The following is an 18,664-nucleotide window of genomic DNA, read 5'->3' as shown; positions in this document are numbered from 1 at the left end:
AGCAAAGTTGCTCATTTGTACTGAAAGTGAACTAAAAAAACTCGCTGCCGTTGTTCAATAAAATGCATTGAAACTTTTAGTGTAAATGTTCGCTACAGGGCAACTCACTTATCAAGCGTGAGGCTAAATAAGTGACTGTTATTAGGTCGTTATCTACATACACTTACGGCTTAATAGTGTGCCGTCTGCGCCATGCCGCGGGTGTAATTTGGTAAGCTTTTTTAAATTGCCGAATAAAGTGGGTGACGTCGCTCCAACCCAACTTTTGAGCGATGTGCTCTATGCTATCAGCAGTGGTTTCTAATCGATTTATGGCCACTTTTAGGCGATGTTTGATGATCCATTGCCCCACGGTATAGCCAGTGGAGGCCTTCATTTTTGTGGTTAGGTGGGCTGGACTTACATGCACGGCTTGAGCAACATCTTTAAGGCTAATGCCATCGCAACAACGGCGCTCTATAAACTGCATAGCCTTACTGACTTTGGTTTCATGGCCCAGATAGACAGGACTTATGCTCGATGCACTGGCAGCCTCACTGATAATAAGGTTTATTAAGCTCTCTAGTACTACGTCGGGCTTATTCTCTGAGCAGGCTCGCTGAACCTCTTCAAATAAAGTAATGATGAAAGGTAATCGTGTTTTGCTAACTTGAGCGATAGGCAAGGCACCTTGTCTTATTTGAGTAAACGGCAAAAACAAATCATTGTTTTGGGCGTGTTGCTCATCGGTAATACCAAAACTGAGCCAGTGAACCGACATAGCTTTACCTTTAACAAGGGTGTGCGCAAAACCTGAGGGCACCAAGGTTAGGGTGCCTGGTTTTATTAGCGTGGCATTGTTGCTCTTTAATGTGACATAACCAGATAGCAACAAGGTGATCACGTATTCCTCATGCGCATGGTGGTCTTCGTTATCTAGCTCGTCTACCTCAAGGTAGCCCGCATTAATGTTTACGTATTGAGTCATGTGATAGCCGTTTTATGCAACTCATCTTTTGTTGGTAATGGTGTTGCTGCGAGTAATGCTAAAAATAAGCCGATTTAAAGCAAATATTAGCACTAAATATTGCCTTTGGGTTAGGCGAAAATAGTCTGGTGTTTTACTTTGGAGTATTTAATTTATGAGTCATTGGAATGAAAAACAGGCACTAGCATACGATCAACAGTGGGGTGAGTTAGACTTTCATCGTCAAATCCCCAGTTTGGCAGGAGTATCAAATAATACCAGAGTCATCGAAATTGGTTGTGGGGGCGGATTTTTAAGTGTGTGTTTGGCTAACCACGCGGAGGGAGTATCGGTTCTAGCGCTTGACCCTAGCGATAAAATGATTGAATTGGCAAACAAACGAAAACAACAATCAGGGTTAGGTAAAGCGCAGCTAGCGTTTTTGCAAGCAGGCGCTGAATCACTAAGCGTTGACGCGCAGTCTATCGATTTAGTCATTGCGGCGTTTTCTTTGCACCATTGGAGCGACCCTAAACTGGGAATGCAGTTAGTTTTTAATGGCTTAAAATTGGGGGGCAAAATCTGGTTATGTGAAGATATGAATACCCCAACAGGTGGTGAGTTGAAGGTGAATGACGATTTAAAAGCTTTTGCGGGTATTAAATTATTGCTTGAGCAATTTAACTTTGCCAACATTAAAAAACAATTGCTCTGGACGCCAGAAGGCGAGTTTTTGATTGTTGAAGCAACCAAAACAGCTACTATCAATTCGCAATAACACCTAATGATTTTAAGGGTTAAACCAGGTGCTAGCGGCGTTAAAATTTCTTATTTTGAACAACTAAACCATAGCGTTTTTGCCTTGCTAGCGACAAGGTACTTTAGCCTCAAAATAGGCCATTTAGTTACGCGGATTGGTATCCCTATAGGCTTAGCTGTTCTACGCAGCGTAACAATGAACTATATCGAGCGTATAAACTTACAGGCTAAGTGTATGCGCTCATATGGGCCGTCAAATTAAGGCCCGTTTAGTAAAGTAAGAGAGTCCAAAATGGTGAGGTTTTAGTATAACGTCTTGATTAATCACATTGGTTTGCGTACTTGGCTCTGATAAGTGCAATGTAATGCTCTAAACACTTTTCTTTATGTTTAGTAAACGAGGTTTGTGTGACGGTCACACTTTGCATTCGATCTAAACGAAACTCACGATAATCTTGGCGCAGTAAGCAAAACGCGACTAAGGTCCATTTGCCACCCCAATATACTAATCCTAAAGGCTCAATCACTCTGTTGCTGAGGGCTTGGTTCACGTCTTGATAGTGCAGTTCAACACACAGACTGGTTTCGATGGCTTTGCGCAAAGATGCGCTAAATGCTTGCTGTTGTTTGCCATGATTAAAGCTCGATACTAAGTACGGTGAGTTTTCGCTTTGCTGCTTAAGGTTAGCAGGAAGAACAGCTTCAATTTTTTCTATTGCGGCTTTAGCATGATTGCTCAGGGTAGGATCGGTCCATGCACTCACCATTTTACTGCCAAGTAGGAGGGCTGTCAGCTCATCAATGCTAAACATCATAGGAGGAAGAGGATGATCATTGATTATATAGCCAATACCGGCTTCACCATGTATAGGTACACCCGAATCTTGTAGCGATTCTATATCTCTATAAATAGTACGCTCAGATACCTCAAAGCGCTCAGCAAGTTGCTTTGCCGTAATAGCAAGCCGTCGTCCTTTTAACAGGTTAACAAGCTGAAATAGTCGCTCCGATTTATGCATATGAACGTACTTTTAAATTGATAATATATCAGCGCAGCTTATCCATTACATTGCGTTTGTGCAATGATTGCATGGCGCGTCATAACCACCGATTCACTGTCGATTACGGTCATAAATTCTTTGCATACAGTTGAGCCTTCGAATGCTTTTTCGCATTGTTCGAGATCTTGTGCTGATTGCCAGTAGCTAATGTCTACATAACCCGCTTTGTTATTTCCTCTAGCAAGAGAGCGATACATAAAACCTGGCTGCTGGGCTAAAAAGCTCTCAAAAGCGTTACTTAATGGTAAAAAGTCTGCTTCACTTACACCTTCAGCCAACTTAAATTCAACAATTTCAAATACATTATCTGACATGAGATTTCCTTACTTTATTGGTTTGTTTATGTTGGTAACAGTAAAGCATATGGCGCTGTCAGGGAGTGTCAGGAGGCATACCCAATTGACTAATGGTTGACCGCTGCGAGTGCAGGCTCTTAAATGAACTATAAACATCATCTTGATTTTTAATATTTTTTATATAGTGTTTAGAAATACACTTTTACAAATAGGTTGCTTACCTTTATGTCTTCCAGCCAATTGAAGCACGCACAAAACTTATTAACTGCACAACAGTACGCTCAAGCAGCAAAAGCGTTCGAAAATATCGTTGATGAGCAAACACAAAATGTCGCAGCCTATACAGGATTGGCTTTATGTAATTTAAGTTTGGGTAATCATTTTGAAGCACTTGGCTGTGCTGTAGATGCTTGTCAATTTGGCGGGTATCAACCGAGCGAACTAGTTGTATTGCTAAAGGTGCTCACATCAGGTCGTTTTTCCTCTTACCTTAAACCGGTAGAAAAAGCCTTACATAAAGCGTTGGAGCATAAATACCTTGAAGGACAAGCCGTTGAATTGCTTAGAATTCAACTAATGTCAAAATATAAAAAAGTCTTGGAAGAGTCTATCGTTGAGCTCAATGAGCCTTTAGAGGACATGCTTGGCGACCCTACTTTTTATCATGTTGTTTCACGTACGATAATAGCGAATCACCAACTAGAAAAAGTTATCTTACTGGGTAGAAAAGAACTACTTAGGTGTATAGCCAACAATTTAGATGCAAGGCACTATTTACCAACAATGGCGGCGATTGCGTGTCAAAATTTGTTGAACGATGGCCTGTACCATACCACTGAAGAAGAAGAACAGTTGCTAGCCCAGCTAGAGGCTTGTGAGCCTGTTTTTAAATCTGAGGCTGTAGCACTGAAACTATGTTATGCCAGCTTTGATGAGGCGATGGCTATATGGGCGCAAGCAGATGATGCCTTTGATAACTACAAGTTGAATGAGCTAGCGACTGATCTTGATTTTTATCAATCGGTTCGCAGCGGTGCGATAGAAATTGCCAGTGAACTTAACAACGAAACATCCAAAACGGTACAGTCTTTTTATAAAGAAAATCCATACCCTAAATATAAAGTGGTGAACATGAGTGCATTGAGTGTGACGCAATGTATGGCGCGACTTGGTATGAAGGCGGTGCCTGCTCCCAATATTCTGATAGCGGGTTGTGGCACGGGGTTACAAGTCATAGAGCTAGCTTTTGCCAACCCTGATGGGCACATTACGGCCATAGATATCAGTCCTATGAGCATTAGTTATGCACAACAAATGGTAAAACGTTATCAATTATCAAATGTTGAGTTTAGGTTGTTAGACATACTAGAGGCGAAGCAGCTTGCTCAGCAATATGATTTTATAATCAGTACTGGCGTATTACACCATATGGCCAGTCCAGAGAGTGGACTTAAGGTGTTAGCTGAACTACTAAAGCCGCAAAGAACCATGGTTTTAGGTTTTTATAGCGAACTCGGTCGACGTGAGTTACCTCATATACGCAAGAGCGTGCTTAGCTTCTTTGGCAGTGACAATATTACAAAAGAGCAACTTCCTTTGTGGCGTAGCCAATGGAGCGAGCAACAGAAAAGTGAAGCATGGTTTAACTCTAACGACTTTTTTAATAGTAACGGTATGATGGATGCTATTTTTCATCCACAAGAAGCTTACTATGATCTGCCAACGCTTGAAAAAATGTTAACAACAGCAGGGCTGAATTTTGGTTCTATGGCGTTGAATAATGTACAAAAGGCTCGATATCAGCGCGCGCTTGACGATTTTGAACCGCTTAAATCGGGAGAGTCATTGTCACATTGGGCTGAATTTGAACAGCTTTACCCTGATTTTTTCATGGGAATGTATAACTTTTTTGCGATTAAGCAATAGGATTAACTAACTTTATTAGCAAGTATGATAAAAAGTCGACATTATCAAAATTGAAGGTCGACTTTGTTATTACTTAATTGTGGTTCTTTAAACCTAACTGCGCGTGATATAAGTACTGCATGGCTTTGCCAATTCACCCGGCTCGAGGATCTGTATTTGAGCGTTTTCCAAACTGCCAATCATAGGTTTTATTTGAGACTCAAAGTGTTTAGCTGCTGACTCTACATGCTTGCCTTGTTTTTCTAGCGCTTTAAAGTCATCACTGTGTGCATCGGCCAAGGCTTCAAGTTGCTGAGAAACACTTTTTTGTTCAGCAAGTAAGGCTTTATCAATCGTTAATTTATCACCATGCTTTACAAACGCTTTATCTGAAATAGCCTCTATTTGATGTCCTAGTTTGCCCATTTGAGCCGACACCTTCTGAACGGGAGCCTCTAGTTGTTTCATTAACTTTGATTGCTCTTCTAGTGCTAAAAAGCTACTAACTTGCGCGTTATTTAGTGGTTGTTCTAGTACTTTTTCGCAATTTTCAAAAACGACGATTCGATAGTCATCGTCGCTTATGGCATTGACAGGTTGCTCTTTTTGCATTGTGCTTGCAAAAGAAGTTGAGATATAAATTGCTGCTAGGGTAAAACAAGTTGTGGTTGCTAAACGTTTGAACATAGTCGTTGCCTTTAGGGTCATTTTGAGTTTAAAAGGTTAGTCGTAGGGGCTTACAAAAAGGTTTAAAGCAAATTTAATATTTTTAAATGAAATACTTTTACTTCGATTTTTTCGAATGTTCTATCCATAATAATGTGGTTTTTATTTACTAAAAGCGACGCTACACTATTTCTGTTTTCACACTTATCCCTTCATGATTACCCATGATGTTGGCCGCGTTAAGCGGCCTTTTTTATGCAAACTTGCGCACCTTGTGTTTTTAACTAACCTCAGCTGCGGATAAGAGTTTTGATAGCTCAGAAGAGAGACATTGCAACCCCTTCAATATCCAATGACGATATTTCGCTCACTATCAAGGCATTTTCGTGAAGTAATAGCGAGCTATTACAAATGAAAATAACGAAGAGAGTGAGTGAAATAGCTTTATTGGGCAAATTCTCTTATGTGCAGCTGAGGTTAACTAGTTCAGCTCATAGCTATATTGCCGTTGCTAAACTACAAGAGTTTGATAGCAATCTTTTGATTAATGTTCGAGGCCAACCAATGAGAAACTGTTCATTCGCTATTTTTGTATTGAGTGCTTTACTGATCGCGGGCTGTGCAAGCTCTAGTGGTAAGTCGGTGGAGCAAAAACGCGCAGCGGTTGAAAGTATGCGCAGTGACGTGCTGTCTAAATTGTACACTCAAAAACCGGACGTACAGCAACAAATCGCCAGTTCAGCCGGGTATGCTGTATTTGATAACGCAAACGTTAACGTGATCATCGCAAGTTTTGGTGGCGGGTATGGTGTTGCTGTTAATCGCCAAACTGGTGCTAAGACGTACATGAACATGGCTGAAGCGGGTATAGGGTTTGGTATTGGTGCGAAAGACTTTAGTGTTGTGATGGTTTTTCATACCTCAGCTGCTTTACAGCGGTTTATAGAACATGGTTGGGCCTTTGGTGGTAATGCAGATGCTGCAGCAAAACACAAACATCAAGGGGGTGCTGTTGCTGCTGAAGTCGTGGTAGATGATGTAACCGTTTACTCTTTGACAGAAACAGGGCTTGCATTACAAGCGGTTCTTAAGGGAACTAAATTTTGGGTTGATGATGAACTCAATTAACCCTGATAGTGCGATGCTTGCACAAATTCGCTAGTGCAAGCGCTATCACCTTTCAGCTATTTCCTAAACTATAACGGTTATTTACTCCTCTTTTTAGCCACGTTTATGATTTTAAAGTATTAAGAGTCATCTTGTTGACATTTTAATACATGCAAAATCGCTCTAAATACACCTTTTGTTAACTTTTGTTGTTTTTTTTGCCTTTTGGTGTTGGTTATTAACATATTAATATTCTGTTATGCCAAATTATTCCATAGAGTTTGAGGTGCTTACTAATAGGTCAGTATCTAACGCGAAGGTATTTAATCTTTTGGCATAAATTATTAACAACAAGGAGGTGAAAATGCATGTATCAATGGACCGTATCACGCCAAACCACGGGTGTGTATTTGTGAATAATCTCAATGTAGATGCACAAAAATCCTCGTTGTTTAGTCGCATCATACGACGCTTATTTGGCGAGAAGAGAATTGTGCAATTAGGTAATGATGTACATACGCAGTGCTCAGCTGAACTTGGCCTAAGACATGTAACAAAATACCGATTCAACAAGCGCTCAGTGTATGTTAAACATGTGTTTATTGAGCACATAGGTGGTATTGTTAAACCTAAATTAACATCAAGTGACATTAATTTTTTTAGGGCGTTAGATAAGGTATCGATGCGATGTTATGTATTGGTTTACGTAAAAAACGCATATACACACAATTACGACCACGCAGTGTTATTGGATGACTTTGAAGCTATTCAGGGTATAAAAAGTGCAGAAGCTGCGCGTCGCTTAGTTGACTTATCTCAAGCGTCTCAGGTAATTCGAAACATATTGCTTTAGATTGATTTAGCAAAAAGCAAAAATGGTCAACTTATATGTTGGCCATTTTTGTTTGGTGCGTCTTGTTCTAAAATTTGTTTACATATTTATATTACGGCAAATCGAGCTTAGATCAATGTCGCTAATTCTTTATAACCTTGATTAGACAAGCTTTGTTTGATTTGCTCTCTCACCCGCTGTGGTTTGTTTTGACTAAGCTTAAAGTGACCTTGCCAGTGTTGTACATCAACAGTGAAAAACTCAATATGCTTGAACATAGTATCTCGCTTGGCGTCATCAAGGGCTGATACCGGCCAAGGCCTGTCAAATGTGCGCTCAAAATGGTCGGTGATCAAATTCATCATGCTCAGCTTTTGCTCATAGTCATTGACCATCTGAAATTGACCACTTAATTGTGCATTCGCATAGAGCCAAGTAGGCACGACTAATGCGTCACTATGGTTAGGCGATAGATATCCATTAGGGCCTTGAAACAGCATTTTAACCACCGTACTTTGATGTTGTGCTAGTGGATTGTTGGCCGCAATATGTCCGATAAATAATTGCTTTGAACTATCAAATATTAGGGGCGCATAAACCGCGTCATTGAGTTGTTCGTTTTCAGGTCCGAATAAAATAGTTGCTAAAGGCGCTTGCTCTACCAAAGCCAAAATCCGCTCTTGGTTATCATCTTGAAAGTGTCGTGGTGGATAGGTCACAGTTTGCTCTCCAGTTGTTGTTTTATTTGAGGCCACTGGCTGTCGATAATGCTAAATAAAGCACTGTTTCTAAAGCTACCATCAACGAGCTTTCTATTTTTAAACTGAATACCTTCAAAGCGAGCACCTAAACGCGCAATGGCATCTCTTGATTGTTGATTGCTTTCATGGGTGCCAAATGTGACACGCACAAGTTTGAGTGTTTCAAATGCGTATTTTAGTAACAGATATTTGCTGTGGGTGTTTATACAGCTACGCTGCCAAGGCACACCCACAAAAGTGTGGCCAATTTCAGCACTTAGGTTATGTTTATCAAGTCTAAACAATCGAGTGGTGCCAACAATTCTTTGTTGGGTGTTGCAGTAAATTCCCATCACTAATTGCTGCTGCGCATCAAATTGTGCCGTTTTATGAAACCAGTCACTGAGTCTTTGTGGGGTTTTGCAATAGTTATCTAAGATCCAACGCCATAATTTGGGGTCTTGCCCTGCATTAAAAAGTTCGTCTAAGTGCTGTTCTAATAAGGGTTTTAGGCTGACTTTATCAGTGCTTAAAGTACGTTTTTCTAACATATTGAAGCTCTTGAGTGATTAATGATGCACGTACTTTAAAATTTTTTGGTTTAAACTAAACAACCAGTTTTTATTTTTTATCTAGACCAGAATTATGTGTTGCGCTAATGTAATTGCGAGCCTTTTAATTGAGAGAAATTGTTGTGCACCCGATAGATTTTAAAGCGAGTAAAAGTCGTGGGGCGATATACTTGCAATTAGCACAAGCCTTTAGAGATGCTATTAAAAGCGGAAAACTGCTTAAGGGAACTAAACTTAGCTCGGCGCGTGCCATGTCAGTGGCTTATCAATTAAACCGCCATACGGTGATGAATGCCTTGCAGTTGTTGGTTGCTGAAGGGTGGCTAGAGTCGCGTGAAAAGTCGGGGTACTTTGTTACGCGCTCTTTGCCAATAGAGTCAAGCTCACAGCAAAAAAAGCAGCCTGCTTATGAGAAAATGAACTTATCTTTTGCAGACCCTTTACCAGAGCCCAAAACGATTAATATTAACGACTACAAGTATAATTTTGCCGGAGGTTTACCGGATATCAATCGTTTTCCGTTTAATGAATACAAGCGTGCAGTTACTAAAGCGTGCCGACATATTGATATAAACCAACTACATTACGGTGAAATTGCAGGAGTAAGTGAGCTCAAAGCACAAATACAAGATTACCTAGTGCGCGCGAGAAGTTTAAAGTGCAATGATCTGCTGATATGCAATGGCTCACAAGAAGCATTATTTTTGGCGGCGAGATCATTTATATCACCAGGTGATTATATTGCTTGCGAAACATTAGGCTATCCGCCAGCTCGCCGCGCATTTTCTTCATGCGGAGCTCGTTTGGTTGATATTAAACAGGATGAGCAAGGGTTGTGTGTAGATGATTTTGCCAAACAGTTAAAGCAATACAAAATTAAGATGTTGTATTTAACGCCATTACATCAATACCCTACAACAGTGACTTTATCACCTACACGGCGGTTGCAAATTTATCGTCTTTGTTATGAGCATGGTGTGGTTATCATTGAAGACGATTACGACCATGAGTTTCACTATCAATGCCAACCGTTACAGCCAATGGCTGCTGATGACCCAGCAGGGATCGTGATTTATATTTCTACATTTTCAAAATTGATGTTTGCAGGAGCTCGAGTAGGTTATGTAACCGCTTGTGGGCAAATATTGGCGCAAATGCGCGCCCACAAACAGCTTATTAATCATAAAAATGATGTATTAACCCAACTTGCTGTTGCTCACTGGATGTCTAGCGGAGATTTTGAACGACACCTTAAGCGCACAACTAAGCTATACAAAGTGCGTTACCAAGCGATGGCGGATACCTTAACCCAATGCCAGCGCCAAGGGTTGCCTTTGCAATTTTTGCAACCTGATGGAGGAATGGCGATGTGGGTGAATTGCCAAGTTAATGTGCAAGATGTGAAGCGTCGTGCACACGAGCAGGGTATCTATTTGCAAACAGAAGACGAATTTTACTTTGCCCATAGCGTGCGTTCATTAAAGCCAAATACGTGTGACGTTAGTCATATTCGACTCGGTTTTGCAGGGCAAAGTGAAGCGCAGATGCATGCTGGGCTTATGGCACTAATGCGCGTTATTTACCCTTGATGTCTGAGCTAAGCGTTAAAACGTGCGCCTTGTTTTTATCGGAAAAAGAGACCACAAATACTTTATTAAATTCATCTTCACTAATACTGACTTGTTGTGCACTGAGAAAATTAACCAGCTCTGGAGTGGTGTTACTGTGACCTGCCACCACAATATTACCTTTAAGCTTCTTCAGTTGTTCGGCAAAGGCTTTTAAATTACTGGGGTCGTAGCTTTGCACTGGCAAGTTATGTGTGTGCGCCAAAGGTGCGATAGTTTGCTGAGTACGCTTGTAATCAGTACTAAATAAATGACTGATTGATAACTCACTAAAAAGAGTAGCTAGGTGGTGCGCTCTTTGTTGCCCTGCTTCGAGTAATTCGGGGTTCGTGCCTTTAGCTTTTTCAGCGTGGCGAAATAAAATAATGTGTTCTGGTAATGCCAAGGCGGCATTGCTTAGCAGCAGTAAAGGTAAAAAAAGGCTTTTAATTTTCATGATGTTATCTTTTATAGTGACAGCCAAACAACTCTAGCAAATGCTGAGTTGCCTGGCAATGTCCCTTTATTGGCAAGGTGCGAGCTTACTTTGCCAATGAGATAGGGAACAATGAAAACAACTTATGGTGCTGGTTTTGCTCATCTAATGCCTCAAGTAGTGCTTTTGAAGGCAACCACATGTCATCATCATTGAGTACTAATGAGAGCAAATCAGTGGCGATGTCGGCGTTACCAAGCAGTGGATGTGTTTCGTTATGAATAATAAACAGCGCGCAACATGCTGCACTTAATAGTGTTGTGTATTGTTTTGCTTTATTAAAACGCACAACGCTGGTTGGCTCATTTTGTTCGGTTTGTTGCAGCGTTTGTACATCATCGCACCAGCTTAAAATACGCTGTTTCAGTATTAAACACTGGGTCATGACCGATGGTGGAAGGTGGTTTTGAGAACCGTCGCTAAAGCGTGCCAAAAATGCGCTAAGAATAGGGTCTTGGCCTGCATTATTAACGGCAAATTGCTGTTGGTCGAGTGCTGCAAATGGTTTACTTTCATCAAGGCTAAACCACTGGCTTAACTCTTCGTGGCAACTTGGTGTTTTTAGTAATTGTGCTGAGATAGCGTTAGTTTGCGCCGAGATCAAACCAAGATTTACTTGGCTACTGCCATCAAACAAGGAGACTACGGCATTGTCTCTGAGCATTTTTTGGAAAATACCACTACAGTGCTCTTCGCGTAAATAGTACCTAGCGCCCAAAATGACCTTGAGTTCATCAAGCGCCAGCTCAGTCTGGCGTGGGACCCAATATTTACAAGCGGCAGAGTACATACTTAGTGAGCGACTGGCATGACTGACCGCCCGAATGCTCGCAGTTGCAAGTATTTCAGCTAACAGCAGTTTGGCAAAACTACGTCCTAGTCCTTGTTGCACGGTTGGCATTGAAAGCACTGTTTTTTGATAAAGTGCGCGATTTTGCGCGAATTCATATGTCACGCGTAAACAGGTATCAAATGCGCCTAACGAGAAGCCAGCGCACAAGATTCTAGAGATCTGCAGTGCTTTAAGTACGCCGAAAATGCCCGGTTCGGCGGTTTCGATTAAACAATCTTTAGCTACTAACGTATTGTGAAAACGGATACCGCTGATATCGGCGCAGCGAATACCGTGGGTTGCGATTTTTTCGATGTTTTCATAATCACTGAGCTTTGCTTTATCAAGCAGCATCACAGCTAAAGACTCTCGTCCATTTGGCTCAATCTTGCGTACCAACAAGGTCATGGTATGGCCTTGCGTGGCGTTATTAATCAGCCATTTTTCGCCGTTGAGTCGATAACCGTCTTGGTCAACTGTGGCGGTGACTTCGCTGGCTAACAGATTGCTACCATGTTTTTTCTCTGTCAGCGCTAAACAACCTAAGTGGCCTTGTAAAATATGGCTGCTCAGTCGTTTTTTTTGCGCGTCACTGCCACACAACCAGACGGGTAAGGCGCCTAGCATCGTTTGGCCACTGGCGATTGCGGCGTTTAGGTCTCGTCTTGAGACCAGTCGACAGGCCATTAATAGCTCTGAAAGATCGCTTAATGTTCCACCGAGGGAGTGAGGAACAAATTGGTCAAAGTAATTCAAGCTATGTAAATGACTTAAGTATTCCCTTGGAAATTCTTGCTGCTCATCAATTGCTACAGAGCGGGCAAAATTAATAACTGATGTATCTTGAGTCGGATCGCTTAGGTTGTTTTCTAGATGTTGCGCCGCGTGTATAAAGGCGTTGTTGTGTTCATTCATAATATGGCTCTAGGAATAGAATATCGTGTTGTTTGAGCTGCCATCGGTTATAGCGCCATGTTTTCTGTATTGGTTGTTTTTTGCTTGTTGTGTGGCGAACCGTAAGCTGTTTGTGTGTTGTGTGCTCAAGCTCAATAGCGCGGCAAAACTGAGTAAATGGACCAAAGCCAGCCGCTTTGTATAGCGCTTCTTTAATACACCACAGTTGGCTGATGGTTAGATTAGGGTGAGCCTGTTTTTCTTGTGGACTTATCCAAGGTGTTGGCAGTGCCGAAAAGCGCTCGCTGAACTCTAAATCTAAACCCACAGGGTGATTGCTGATTGCTGCGCCTGCAAGCGTGTTACTGTGGCTAATGCTTAATGGACGACCTGAGCGCGCACAAAATGGCGCGCCATTGGCCGTTTTTTGTATTTGTATCTTTGCGCTTGGCAGCGTACTGAAAAGCGTATTTTTTAACAGCCACTTAGCCCCCAGCCGTGCACCCAACCAAGCAAGTGCTTGGCGTTTGTAAGGCTTGCGCATGTATTGGGCATGTTCATCTTCACTGAGCTGTGCCAGTAAGTACTGCCGCTGTGAAGGAACAGACAAGCGCCGCTGTAATACATCGAGATGCACGATGTATACGGCGCTGTTAGTGCTGGGGTAGTAGCATGTTAGCAAGGGCATTTTACCACTGATAACCCGGCGCTAGCGCATCAGATTGAATAGTTTCAACCACGTCAGCCAGCTCACTAAAGCGAGCAACCAAAGATTGAAACAGAGGGGTTTGCATATCTTGCTCAAATGCCGCTAAGCTGGTTACTTTTACAACTTCTACATAGTCATAATCACAGTCAGTATCGGTCACTTTGCTTACAACAAAGCGCTCTACCGACGCTAAATCGTGACAAGCAAGGTAATCAGTGTCTGTTACCCACTGCTCAAAAGCAGCACGGTTGTCAGCAGATTTAAGTTTAATTTTATCAATGATAATAGACATTTAGTCGTCCTTTTTTAATGTTATTAGGCCTGTTTCGGCATCTACAATGATGTGGTCGCCCGTCTTAATTAAAGCGCTTGCATGATTGGTATTTACAACGCAGGGAATACCAAATTCACGCGCCACAATAGAGCTGTGAGAAAGCATTGAACCAATGTCGGTTACCACGGCGCTTGCTAGTGCAAATAAAGGGGTCCATGAAGCATCAGTAAAAGGTGCTATTAGAATATCGCCTTTTTTAAACTCGCCAACTTGATTGGCAAGGTCGGTAATAACGCAGGCTTTTCCTTCGATAAAACCTTTCGATGTTGCAAGTCCTTGGAGTGACGTCGCAGTTGGGTCAAGGATCAAATCGGGCTGACTGCTTGGTTTGCCGATAAAAGTTAGTGGCGGCTCTGGGCGAGCGAGCCAGCTTTGATATTGTGCGCGGCGGGCTTGAAGCGCTTGGTTAGAGGTTAATTCCGTAGCGCTTATCATTCCCTCTAAGTATTGCAATATTTGCTCGAAGTTTAGATATGCAACGTCATCAATATGATCTAAATGCTTTGCTTCTACCAGGCGTTTTGCTACTTCAAAAACGACGCGGCGCACTAACCAAATAGAGGTGATCATACTCATGCGGGTTTCTTCTCGTAGCTTGGCACAGCCACAGTACAAGGCGATAACACGCTTAATCACCCAACGTTTTGACCAGCTAAGTTCTTTGAGCAAGTCTTCACTGGTTAATTGTTGTTGCTGCTGTTGCTGTTGTAGTGCCTCGTCAACTTCATACCCTTGTGCTAGGTACAATTTGATCATTTGTAAAACATAGGTGCGGTCGTCTAACCAACGAGGGTGGGTAAGCTCCATTTCTTCACGCGCTCGTACGCCATTTTCCCGCATAAATTTAGCCAAAGGACCTTGTGAAAATCGTAGCCCTTCTGTGGTGTTGTTTAAAAAGCTATCTATTTCGCTGATGGTTTGACTGGCAAATGCATCACGTACGTTTGGCCATTGTTCTAACGTTTGGCACAATTGCCAAAGCTCTTGTGCACTGGCAACAGTGCGTAAGTTAGACATGTCGCCTTTTATTTGATTTTGCAAGTGCTTACTTTTGTCGCCAAGCCACTGAGCACTGAGTTCTTCTAACAGCCCATAACAAGCAAATGCATTAATATAGTAGGGCAGGTAACCTTCATGCATGGCTTTAAAGTATTTGAGTGCATGGGTCATTTCGCGTTGTAGCGCGCTTAAGTCCATGGCGTCGATGTTTTGTAGCTGCACACGGTCATATTCTCTAAAGCGTGACTCAACCATGGTTTTAGCGCGACGTTTGGCTTGGAAAAACTCGCGGATATTTTGCTTTATCCAATGACGAACACATTGTCCTGATGAATAGTTTGGGTGTGAGTGCTGCTCACCATAAGGGTTTTTATAACCAGTTAAGTCAATTGCTTCGCTACTAAAGCGCACTAAAAATGGTGTTTGGTCTTTCCCGACCGGAGTTTGTGCAAGCTGCCAAGCGGTATAAGAGACATTAAGATAAACGTGACCGCGATAGTAAGCCATGGTTTCGTCGGCTTCACCTAAATCTAGTAAGCCCAGCCCTTTACCGCACTCAATATGTACGTTGCTTTGATAATAACGAGCAAAAGACAAACCCAGTGGCGTCATACGGCCGGTAAAAATCTCACCGATATCCATACGTGACCATAAGATATCTTTTTGCAGCTGCTCAGAGCGGTTGCCTAAATAGAAATTGTCATCGCTATTGTCTTGGGCAATAGAAGTGATAGGTCGGCTTTGCAGCAACCATAATTTGCCTTCGCTAAGCGTCCACTCAACATCTTGGGCTTTACCGTAAAAGTCTTCAACTTGGTGCAGGAGTTTGCCCAGACTTTTAATGGTCATAGGGTCTAAAGTGGGCTCACTTTGCATCTGCTTTGGAATATCCACTTTTTTGATTTGCCCATCGAGATACACAATTTGCTGTTGCTTGTTTTGAATCGACTGAGAGATAAGCTCGTTGGTTTGCTTGTCGATAACAAAGCTGTCGCTGCTGACTTGCCCTGATACGAGTCCCTCACATAGACCAAAGCAGCCTTCGATTAAAAATTCGTTTTTATTGAGGCTGGTTGGGTGTTGACCAAACGCGACCCCCGAGACATCGCCAAACTTCATTTGTTGAACAACAACCGCCATGGTAGGGAGTTCAGTTTGTTGACCCGTGGCTTTGCGGTATTCATATGCCGCATCACTAAATGCAGACGCCCAGCAAGCCTTCACTGCATCGAGTATTTCACTCTCGCCTTGCTGACCAAGCTTAGTTAAATGCTGCCCAGCAAAAGAGTGGCTTTGACCGTCTTCATCGGTGGCTGATGAGCGCACTGCGACCGGCCCACTTAGATTAACCAGTTCACAGGTTATCAAGTCTGCCAGCTCGCTTGGCATTGAACTTTCAATAATGGCCTTTGCCAAACTGCGCCATTGTTCAATACCTTCATTGATGGGATGTTTAGCAAGCAGGTCATAATGAGCGATAAATGCTTTAAACATGTCAATACTAATACAAAACCCGTTGGGTACAGGCAGTCCTGCTTGATATAGGTCGCATAGCACGGCCCCTTTGCCCCCAAATAGCGATACATTATTTTTGGGTGCGTTGGCAAAGCCTACTACGTGCTCGGTTATGGAAGTTGAAGATTTAACCACCGTGTTGTTCATAGAAGGATTCCTTTTTCTAAATACGTGTTATTTGGTTGCGGCAAAGGCGAAGTAGCTCTCACCGGGCATCAGTCGCTTGTGTTGTACTTCTTTAAACTGTGCTTGTTTTAGGGTATTGGTTAACTGCTCTGCATCAGGTAAAACACCGCCTACATCACTTAAACTAAACCATAAATTCAGCGCAGAGATTGCACTACTGCCGCCTTGGCAGCTGGTGGTCATCAGTAACTGGCCACCGGGTTTGAGTAACTTGTAGGCATGATTAAGCACCTGCATACGCTGCGTTTGTGGGAAGTAATAAATGTTATTGTGCAAAGTGATCAGGTCATAGCTGGACTCACCCGCTAATTCAAAGAACGACTCATGTCTTAAATCAATATTGGTAATTTGGTTGGCGCTGAGCGTTCTTTGCGCTTGCTCTACCACGGCTAGTTGATAGTCGATGGCGGTGATCTCACAAGCAGGTAAGCGGTTATGCAGATACACTAAATATTGACCCGCGCCACAGCCTACTTCCAAAATATGCTTTGGTTCGGTAGATACACGCTTGAGGCACCATTCAATTGCCTCTTCAACGAAAGGCTCTAAAATTTGTGATGAACGAGCAATAAGGCTGCCGTCTTGATCTGCTAGTTGGTAAGCTTGATTATTTTGCATTCGTGTTGGTGCGCTTAGCAGTGCGTCGTAATGGTATCTTATAGCCTCTTCAAACATGGCCGCTGCAATCTGGTTTTCTTGCTTGGCAAGGTGTTTGCTGAGTTTGCCTTTTAGGGCATATTGGCCGTTTTTATACGTGAGCTCTTTTAGACGCACGCCACACTCAAGCCAGGCGCTGAGCGCTTCTTGCTTTGTGCCGTCTAGGCGTAAGTGTTGTTGTAGTTGCTCAAGGCTTTTATTGCCTTGTTGCAAACTTTCTAGCAAGCCACTGGCGTTTGCTGCGGTTACAAAACTGGTACGGTATACGGTGTCAACGTGCTTGCCCAGTCGCAAAAAAGCGAAAATATTTTTTTCAAAAATCAGTTTTTTTAATGTTGTTAGTTGCATGATTTAACCTAAAAATAATAGCGGATCCCAAGTTGAAGTAAGTCAGCAAATTGTTCAAATTCGCTGTTGCGTATGCCTTGCTTGGGTGTCCAAGCGAGCGCTAGTCTAAGTTGTAAATTATCGCTGGCAGAGTGAGTGACAACGGCTGATAAGGTGCTGTGGCTGTCGACCAAGTTATGCATGGCCAGTAGTTCGTAACGCGTTAAATCTCGCCACTCATTGCTATACGACAACGCCATATAGCGTTTGGCTAAGCCCATAGGAGTTATCTGTGAGTGGGCATAACGTTGTTGCCAAAGGCGGTAGTCAGTTTGCTCATCTGCCGCAAGTGATTGGTATAAAAATTCAAAAGTCAGGCTACCGTTAGCACCCACCTTGGTGCTCATGCCTAATAAAGCGCGCTTTTGCTGTGAGGTTGTAAACTGTGCTTGAGCACTTGATGTTAAATCGCCATACAAAAGCTCGCCATAAACGTCGGCATCAAGCCAAGCTTGATAGCGCTGTAAACTGGCGGATATATAGTGCTGTTCTTCACGAATAGCAGCACTTAGAAGCCATACACCTTGCTCCAAGTTGCCTTTAATAGTTTGTAAGCCCTGCAGTTTGTCGTTTTGATTAACCGTAAGGATGCTTTGGGTTTGCATAGTGTCGCTGACAAAATAGTCAAGCTTGATAGCGTCTACACCACTTTTGTAGAGCCTGTCTAAGTCAAAAACGTTAAACGCGCCTAGCGGATCAAGCGGTGAAAAGAGCCGCCCTAAACCTACCGTTACAGGCTGCCTGCCAACGGTGATACTGGCATTGTTAAACGCGCGCTGCCAATAAGCCCAATCGACTTGAGCATACCAAAGCTGGCGATCGTGGCGTTCTTGCCAGTCAAGGTCGAGTGCTCTATCTGCCACCGGTTGCTTAGCAAATAAACTCAGCAGACTCCCGTCTTCTAGGTAGTCAAAATCTAATTGCGTATGCATCACCCATACGTTGTCATCTTGTTTGTGTTGATACTCAAGACGCGCAAATTGATTACTTCCCCAGCTGTTTTGCAAGGGCGTATCCACACTGACTAAGTTTGCCTCAAATACCCCACTTACCTGCGAGTTAGAGGTGGGCGCTTCACCGAATAGCTCGGCAAAGTCTTCATCTGCTTCAAAACCAATTGCCTGCACACTTGTGCAGGCAATAAAAAGTAACAAGGACTTCACG

18 protein-coding genes are annotated in these 18,664 nt (G+C 42.7%); 5 read left to right on the top strand and 13 right to left on the bottom strand.

Going from position 1 to position 18,664, the window contains the following annotated elements; translation table 11 throughout:
• Window positions 1-163 precede the first annotated feature (163 nt).
• On the bottom strand, window positions 164-967 hold the full coding sequence (locus GDK41_RS18395; RefSeq protein ID WP_152087932.1) for an AraC family transcriptional regulator: 804 nt from the start codon (window positions 965-967) through the stop codon (window positions 164-166).
• 154 nt (window positions 968-1,121) lie between these two features.
• On the opposite strand from GDK41_RS18395, the gene GDK41_RS18390 reads away from it, so the two are divergent.
• Entirely contained in the window at window positions 1,122-1,724 is a 603-nt protein-coding gene (locus tag GDK41_RS18390; protein WP_152087931.1) for a class I SAM-dependent methyltransferase, read from the top strand.
• 301 nt (window positions 1,725-2,025) lie between these two features.
• Here the strand turns inward: GDK41_RS18390 and GDK41_RS18385 are convergent, their stop codons facing one another.
• Both GDK41_RS18385 and GDK41_RS18380 read right to left on the bottom strand, forming a co-directional pair.
• Window positions 2,026-2,724, bottom strand: coding sequence for a helix-turn-helix transcriptional regulator (locus GDK41_RS18385; protein WP_152087930.1), 699 nt, complete (start codon window positions 2,722-2,724; stop codon window positions 2,026-2,028).
• A gap of 38 nt (window positions 2,725-2,762) precedes the next feature.
• Entirely contained in the window at window positions 2,763-3,080 is a 318-nt protein-coding gene (locus tag GDK41_RS18380) for an antibiotic biosynthesis monooxygenase family protein (RefSeq protein WP_152087929.1), read from the bottom strand.
• A gap of 207 nt (window positions 3,081-3,287) precedes the next feature.
• Between GDK41_RS18380 and GDK41_RS18375 the strand changes: the two genes are divergently transcribed.
• Window positions 3,288-4,988, top strand: coding sequence for a class I SAM-dependent methyltransferase (locus GDK41_RS18375; RefSeq protein ID WP_152087928.1), 1,701 nt, complete (start codon window positions 3,288-3,290; stop codon window positions 4,986-4,988).
• Window positions 4,989-5,081: 93 nt separating this feature from the next.
• On the opposite strand, the gene GDK41_RS18370 is transcribed toward GDK41_RS18375, so the two are convergent.
• Window positions 5,082-5,654 carry a hypothetical protein gene (locus GDK41_RS18370; RefSeq protein ID WP_152087927.1) on the bottom strand — a complete coding sequence of 191 codons (573 nt, stop codon included), beginning with the start codon at window positions 5,652-5,654 and terminating at the stop codon, window positions 5,082-5,084.
• 543 nt (window positions 5,655-6,197) lie between these two features.
• Here GDK41_RS18370 and GDK41_RS18365 point away from each other — a divergent pair.
• Together GDK41_RS18365 and GDK41_RS18360 are read left to right on the top strand one after the other, a co-directional pair.
• Window positions 6,198-6,761, top strand: coding sequence for a YSC84-related protein (locus GDK41_RS18365; protein WP_152088284.1), 564 nt, complete (start codon window positions 6,198-6,200; stop codon window positions 6,759-6,761).
• A gap of 343 nt (window positions 6,762-7,104) precedes the next feature.
• The gene (locus GDK41_RS18360; protein WP_152087926.1) at window positions 7,105-7,593 is read left to right on the top strand and encodes a hypothetical protein; all 489 of its coding nucleotides are present in this window, start codon (window positions 7,105-7,107) and stop codon (window positions 7,591-7,593) included.
• Window positions 7,594-7,700: 107 nt separating this feature from the next.
• Here the strand turns inward: GDK41_RS18360 and GDK41_RS18355 are convergent, their stop codons facing one another.
• Together GDK41_RS18355 and GDK41_RS18350 are read right to left on the bottom strand one after the other, a co-directional pair.
• On the bottom strand, window positions 7,701-8,291 hold the full coding sequence (locus GDK41_RS18355; protein ID WP_172971679.1) for an FMN-binding negative transcriptional regulator: 591 nt from the start codon (window positions 8,289-8,291) through the stop codon (window positions 7,701-7,703).
• Window positions 8,288-8,863: a GNAT family N-acetyltransferase gene (locus GDK41_RS18350; RefSeq protein WP_152087924.1), complete on the bottom strand. Its 576-nt coding sequence runs from the start codon at window positions 8,861-8,863 to the stop codon at window positions 8,288-8,290. Before GDK41_RS18350 ends, GDK41_RS18355 begins: the two co-directional genes overlap by 4 nt.
• Window positions 8,864-9,006: 143 nt before the next feature.
• On the opposite strand from GDK41_RS18350, the gene pdxR reads away from it, so the two are divergent.
• The gene (gene pdxR / locus GDK41_RS18345; RefSeq protein WP_152087923.1) at window positions 9,007-10,473 is read left to right on the top strand and encodes a MocR-like pyridoxine biosynthesis transcription factor PdxR; all 1,467 of its coding nucleotides are present in this window, start codon (window positions 9,007-9,009) and stop codon (window positions 10,471-10,473) included.
• On the opposite strand, the gene GDK41_RS18340 is transcribed toward pdxR, so the two are convergent.
• The 7 genes from GDK41_RS18340 to GDK41_RS18310 form a co-directional block, all read right to left on the bottom strand.
• On the bottom strand, window positions 10,460-10,948 hold the full coding sequence (locus GDK41_RS18340; RefSeq protein WP_152087922.1) for a SixA phosphatase family protein: 489 nt from the start codon (window positions 10,946-10,948) through the stop codon (window positions 10,460-10,462). The two genes, pdxR and GDK41_RS18340, sit on opposite strands and share 14 nt — an antisense overlap.
• Window positions 10,949-11,033: 85 nt before the next feature.
• Window positions 11,034-12,734 (bottom strand): acyl-CoA dehydrogenase family protein, encoded by a 1,701-nt coding sequence (locus tag GDK41_RS18335; RefSeq protein ID WP_152087921.1) that lies wholly within the window; start codon window positions 12,732-12,734, stop codon window positions 11,034-11,036.
• Window positions 12,727-13,401, bottom strand: coding sequence for a 4'-phosphopantetheinyl transferase family protein (locus GDK41_RS18330; protein ID WP_152087920.1), 675 nt, complete (start codon window positions 13,399-13,401; stop codon window positions 12,727-12,729). Before GDK41_RS18330 ends, GDK41_RS18335 begins: the two co-directional genes overlap by 8 nt.
• A 1-nt stretch (window position 13,402) precedes the next feature.
• The gene (locus GDK41_RS18325) at window positions 13,403-13,714 is read right to left on the bottom strand and encodes a RedY protein (protein WP_152087919.1); all 312 of its coding nucleotides are present in this window, start codon (window positions 13,712-13,714) and stop codon (window positions 13,403-13,405) included.
• Window positions 13,715-16,417: a PEP/pyruvate-binding domain-containing protein gene (locus GDK41_RS18320; protein ID WP_152087918.1), complete on the bottom strand. Its 2,703-nt coding sequence runs from the start codon at window positions 16,415-16,417 to the stop codon at window positions 13,715-13,717.
• A 27-nt stretch (window positions 16,418-16,444) separates the two neighbouring features.
• On the bottom strand, window positions 16,445-17,461 hold the full coding sequence (locus GDK41_RS18315; protein WP_152087917.1) for a class I SAM-dependent methyltransferase: 1,017 nt from the start codon (window positions 17,459-17,461) through the stop codon (window positions 16,445-16,447).
• Window positions 17,462-17,469: 8 nt separating this feature from the next.
• Window positions 17,470-18,663, bottom strand: coding sequence for a hypothetical protein (locus GDK41_RS18310; protein ID WP_152087916.1), 1,194 nt, complete (start codon window positions 18,661-18,663; stop codon window positions 17,470-17,472).
• Window position 18,664 lies beyond the last annotated feature (1 nt).

Source organism: Pseudoalteromonas sp. A25 (assembly GCF_009176705.1).
Classification (GTDB): domain Bacteria; phylum Pseudomonadota; class Gammaproteobacteria; order Enterobacterales; family Alteromonadaceae; genus Pseudoalteromonas.
This window is presented reverse-complemented; position numbering and strand designations above follow the sequence as displayed.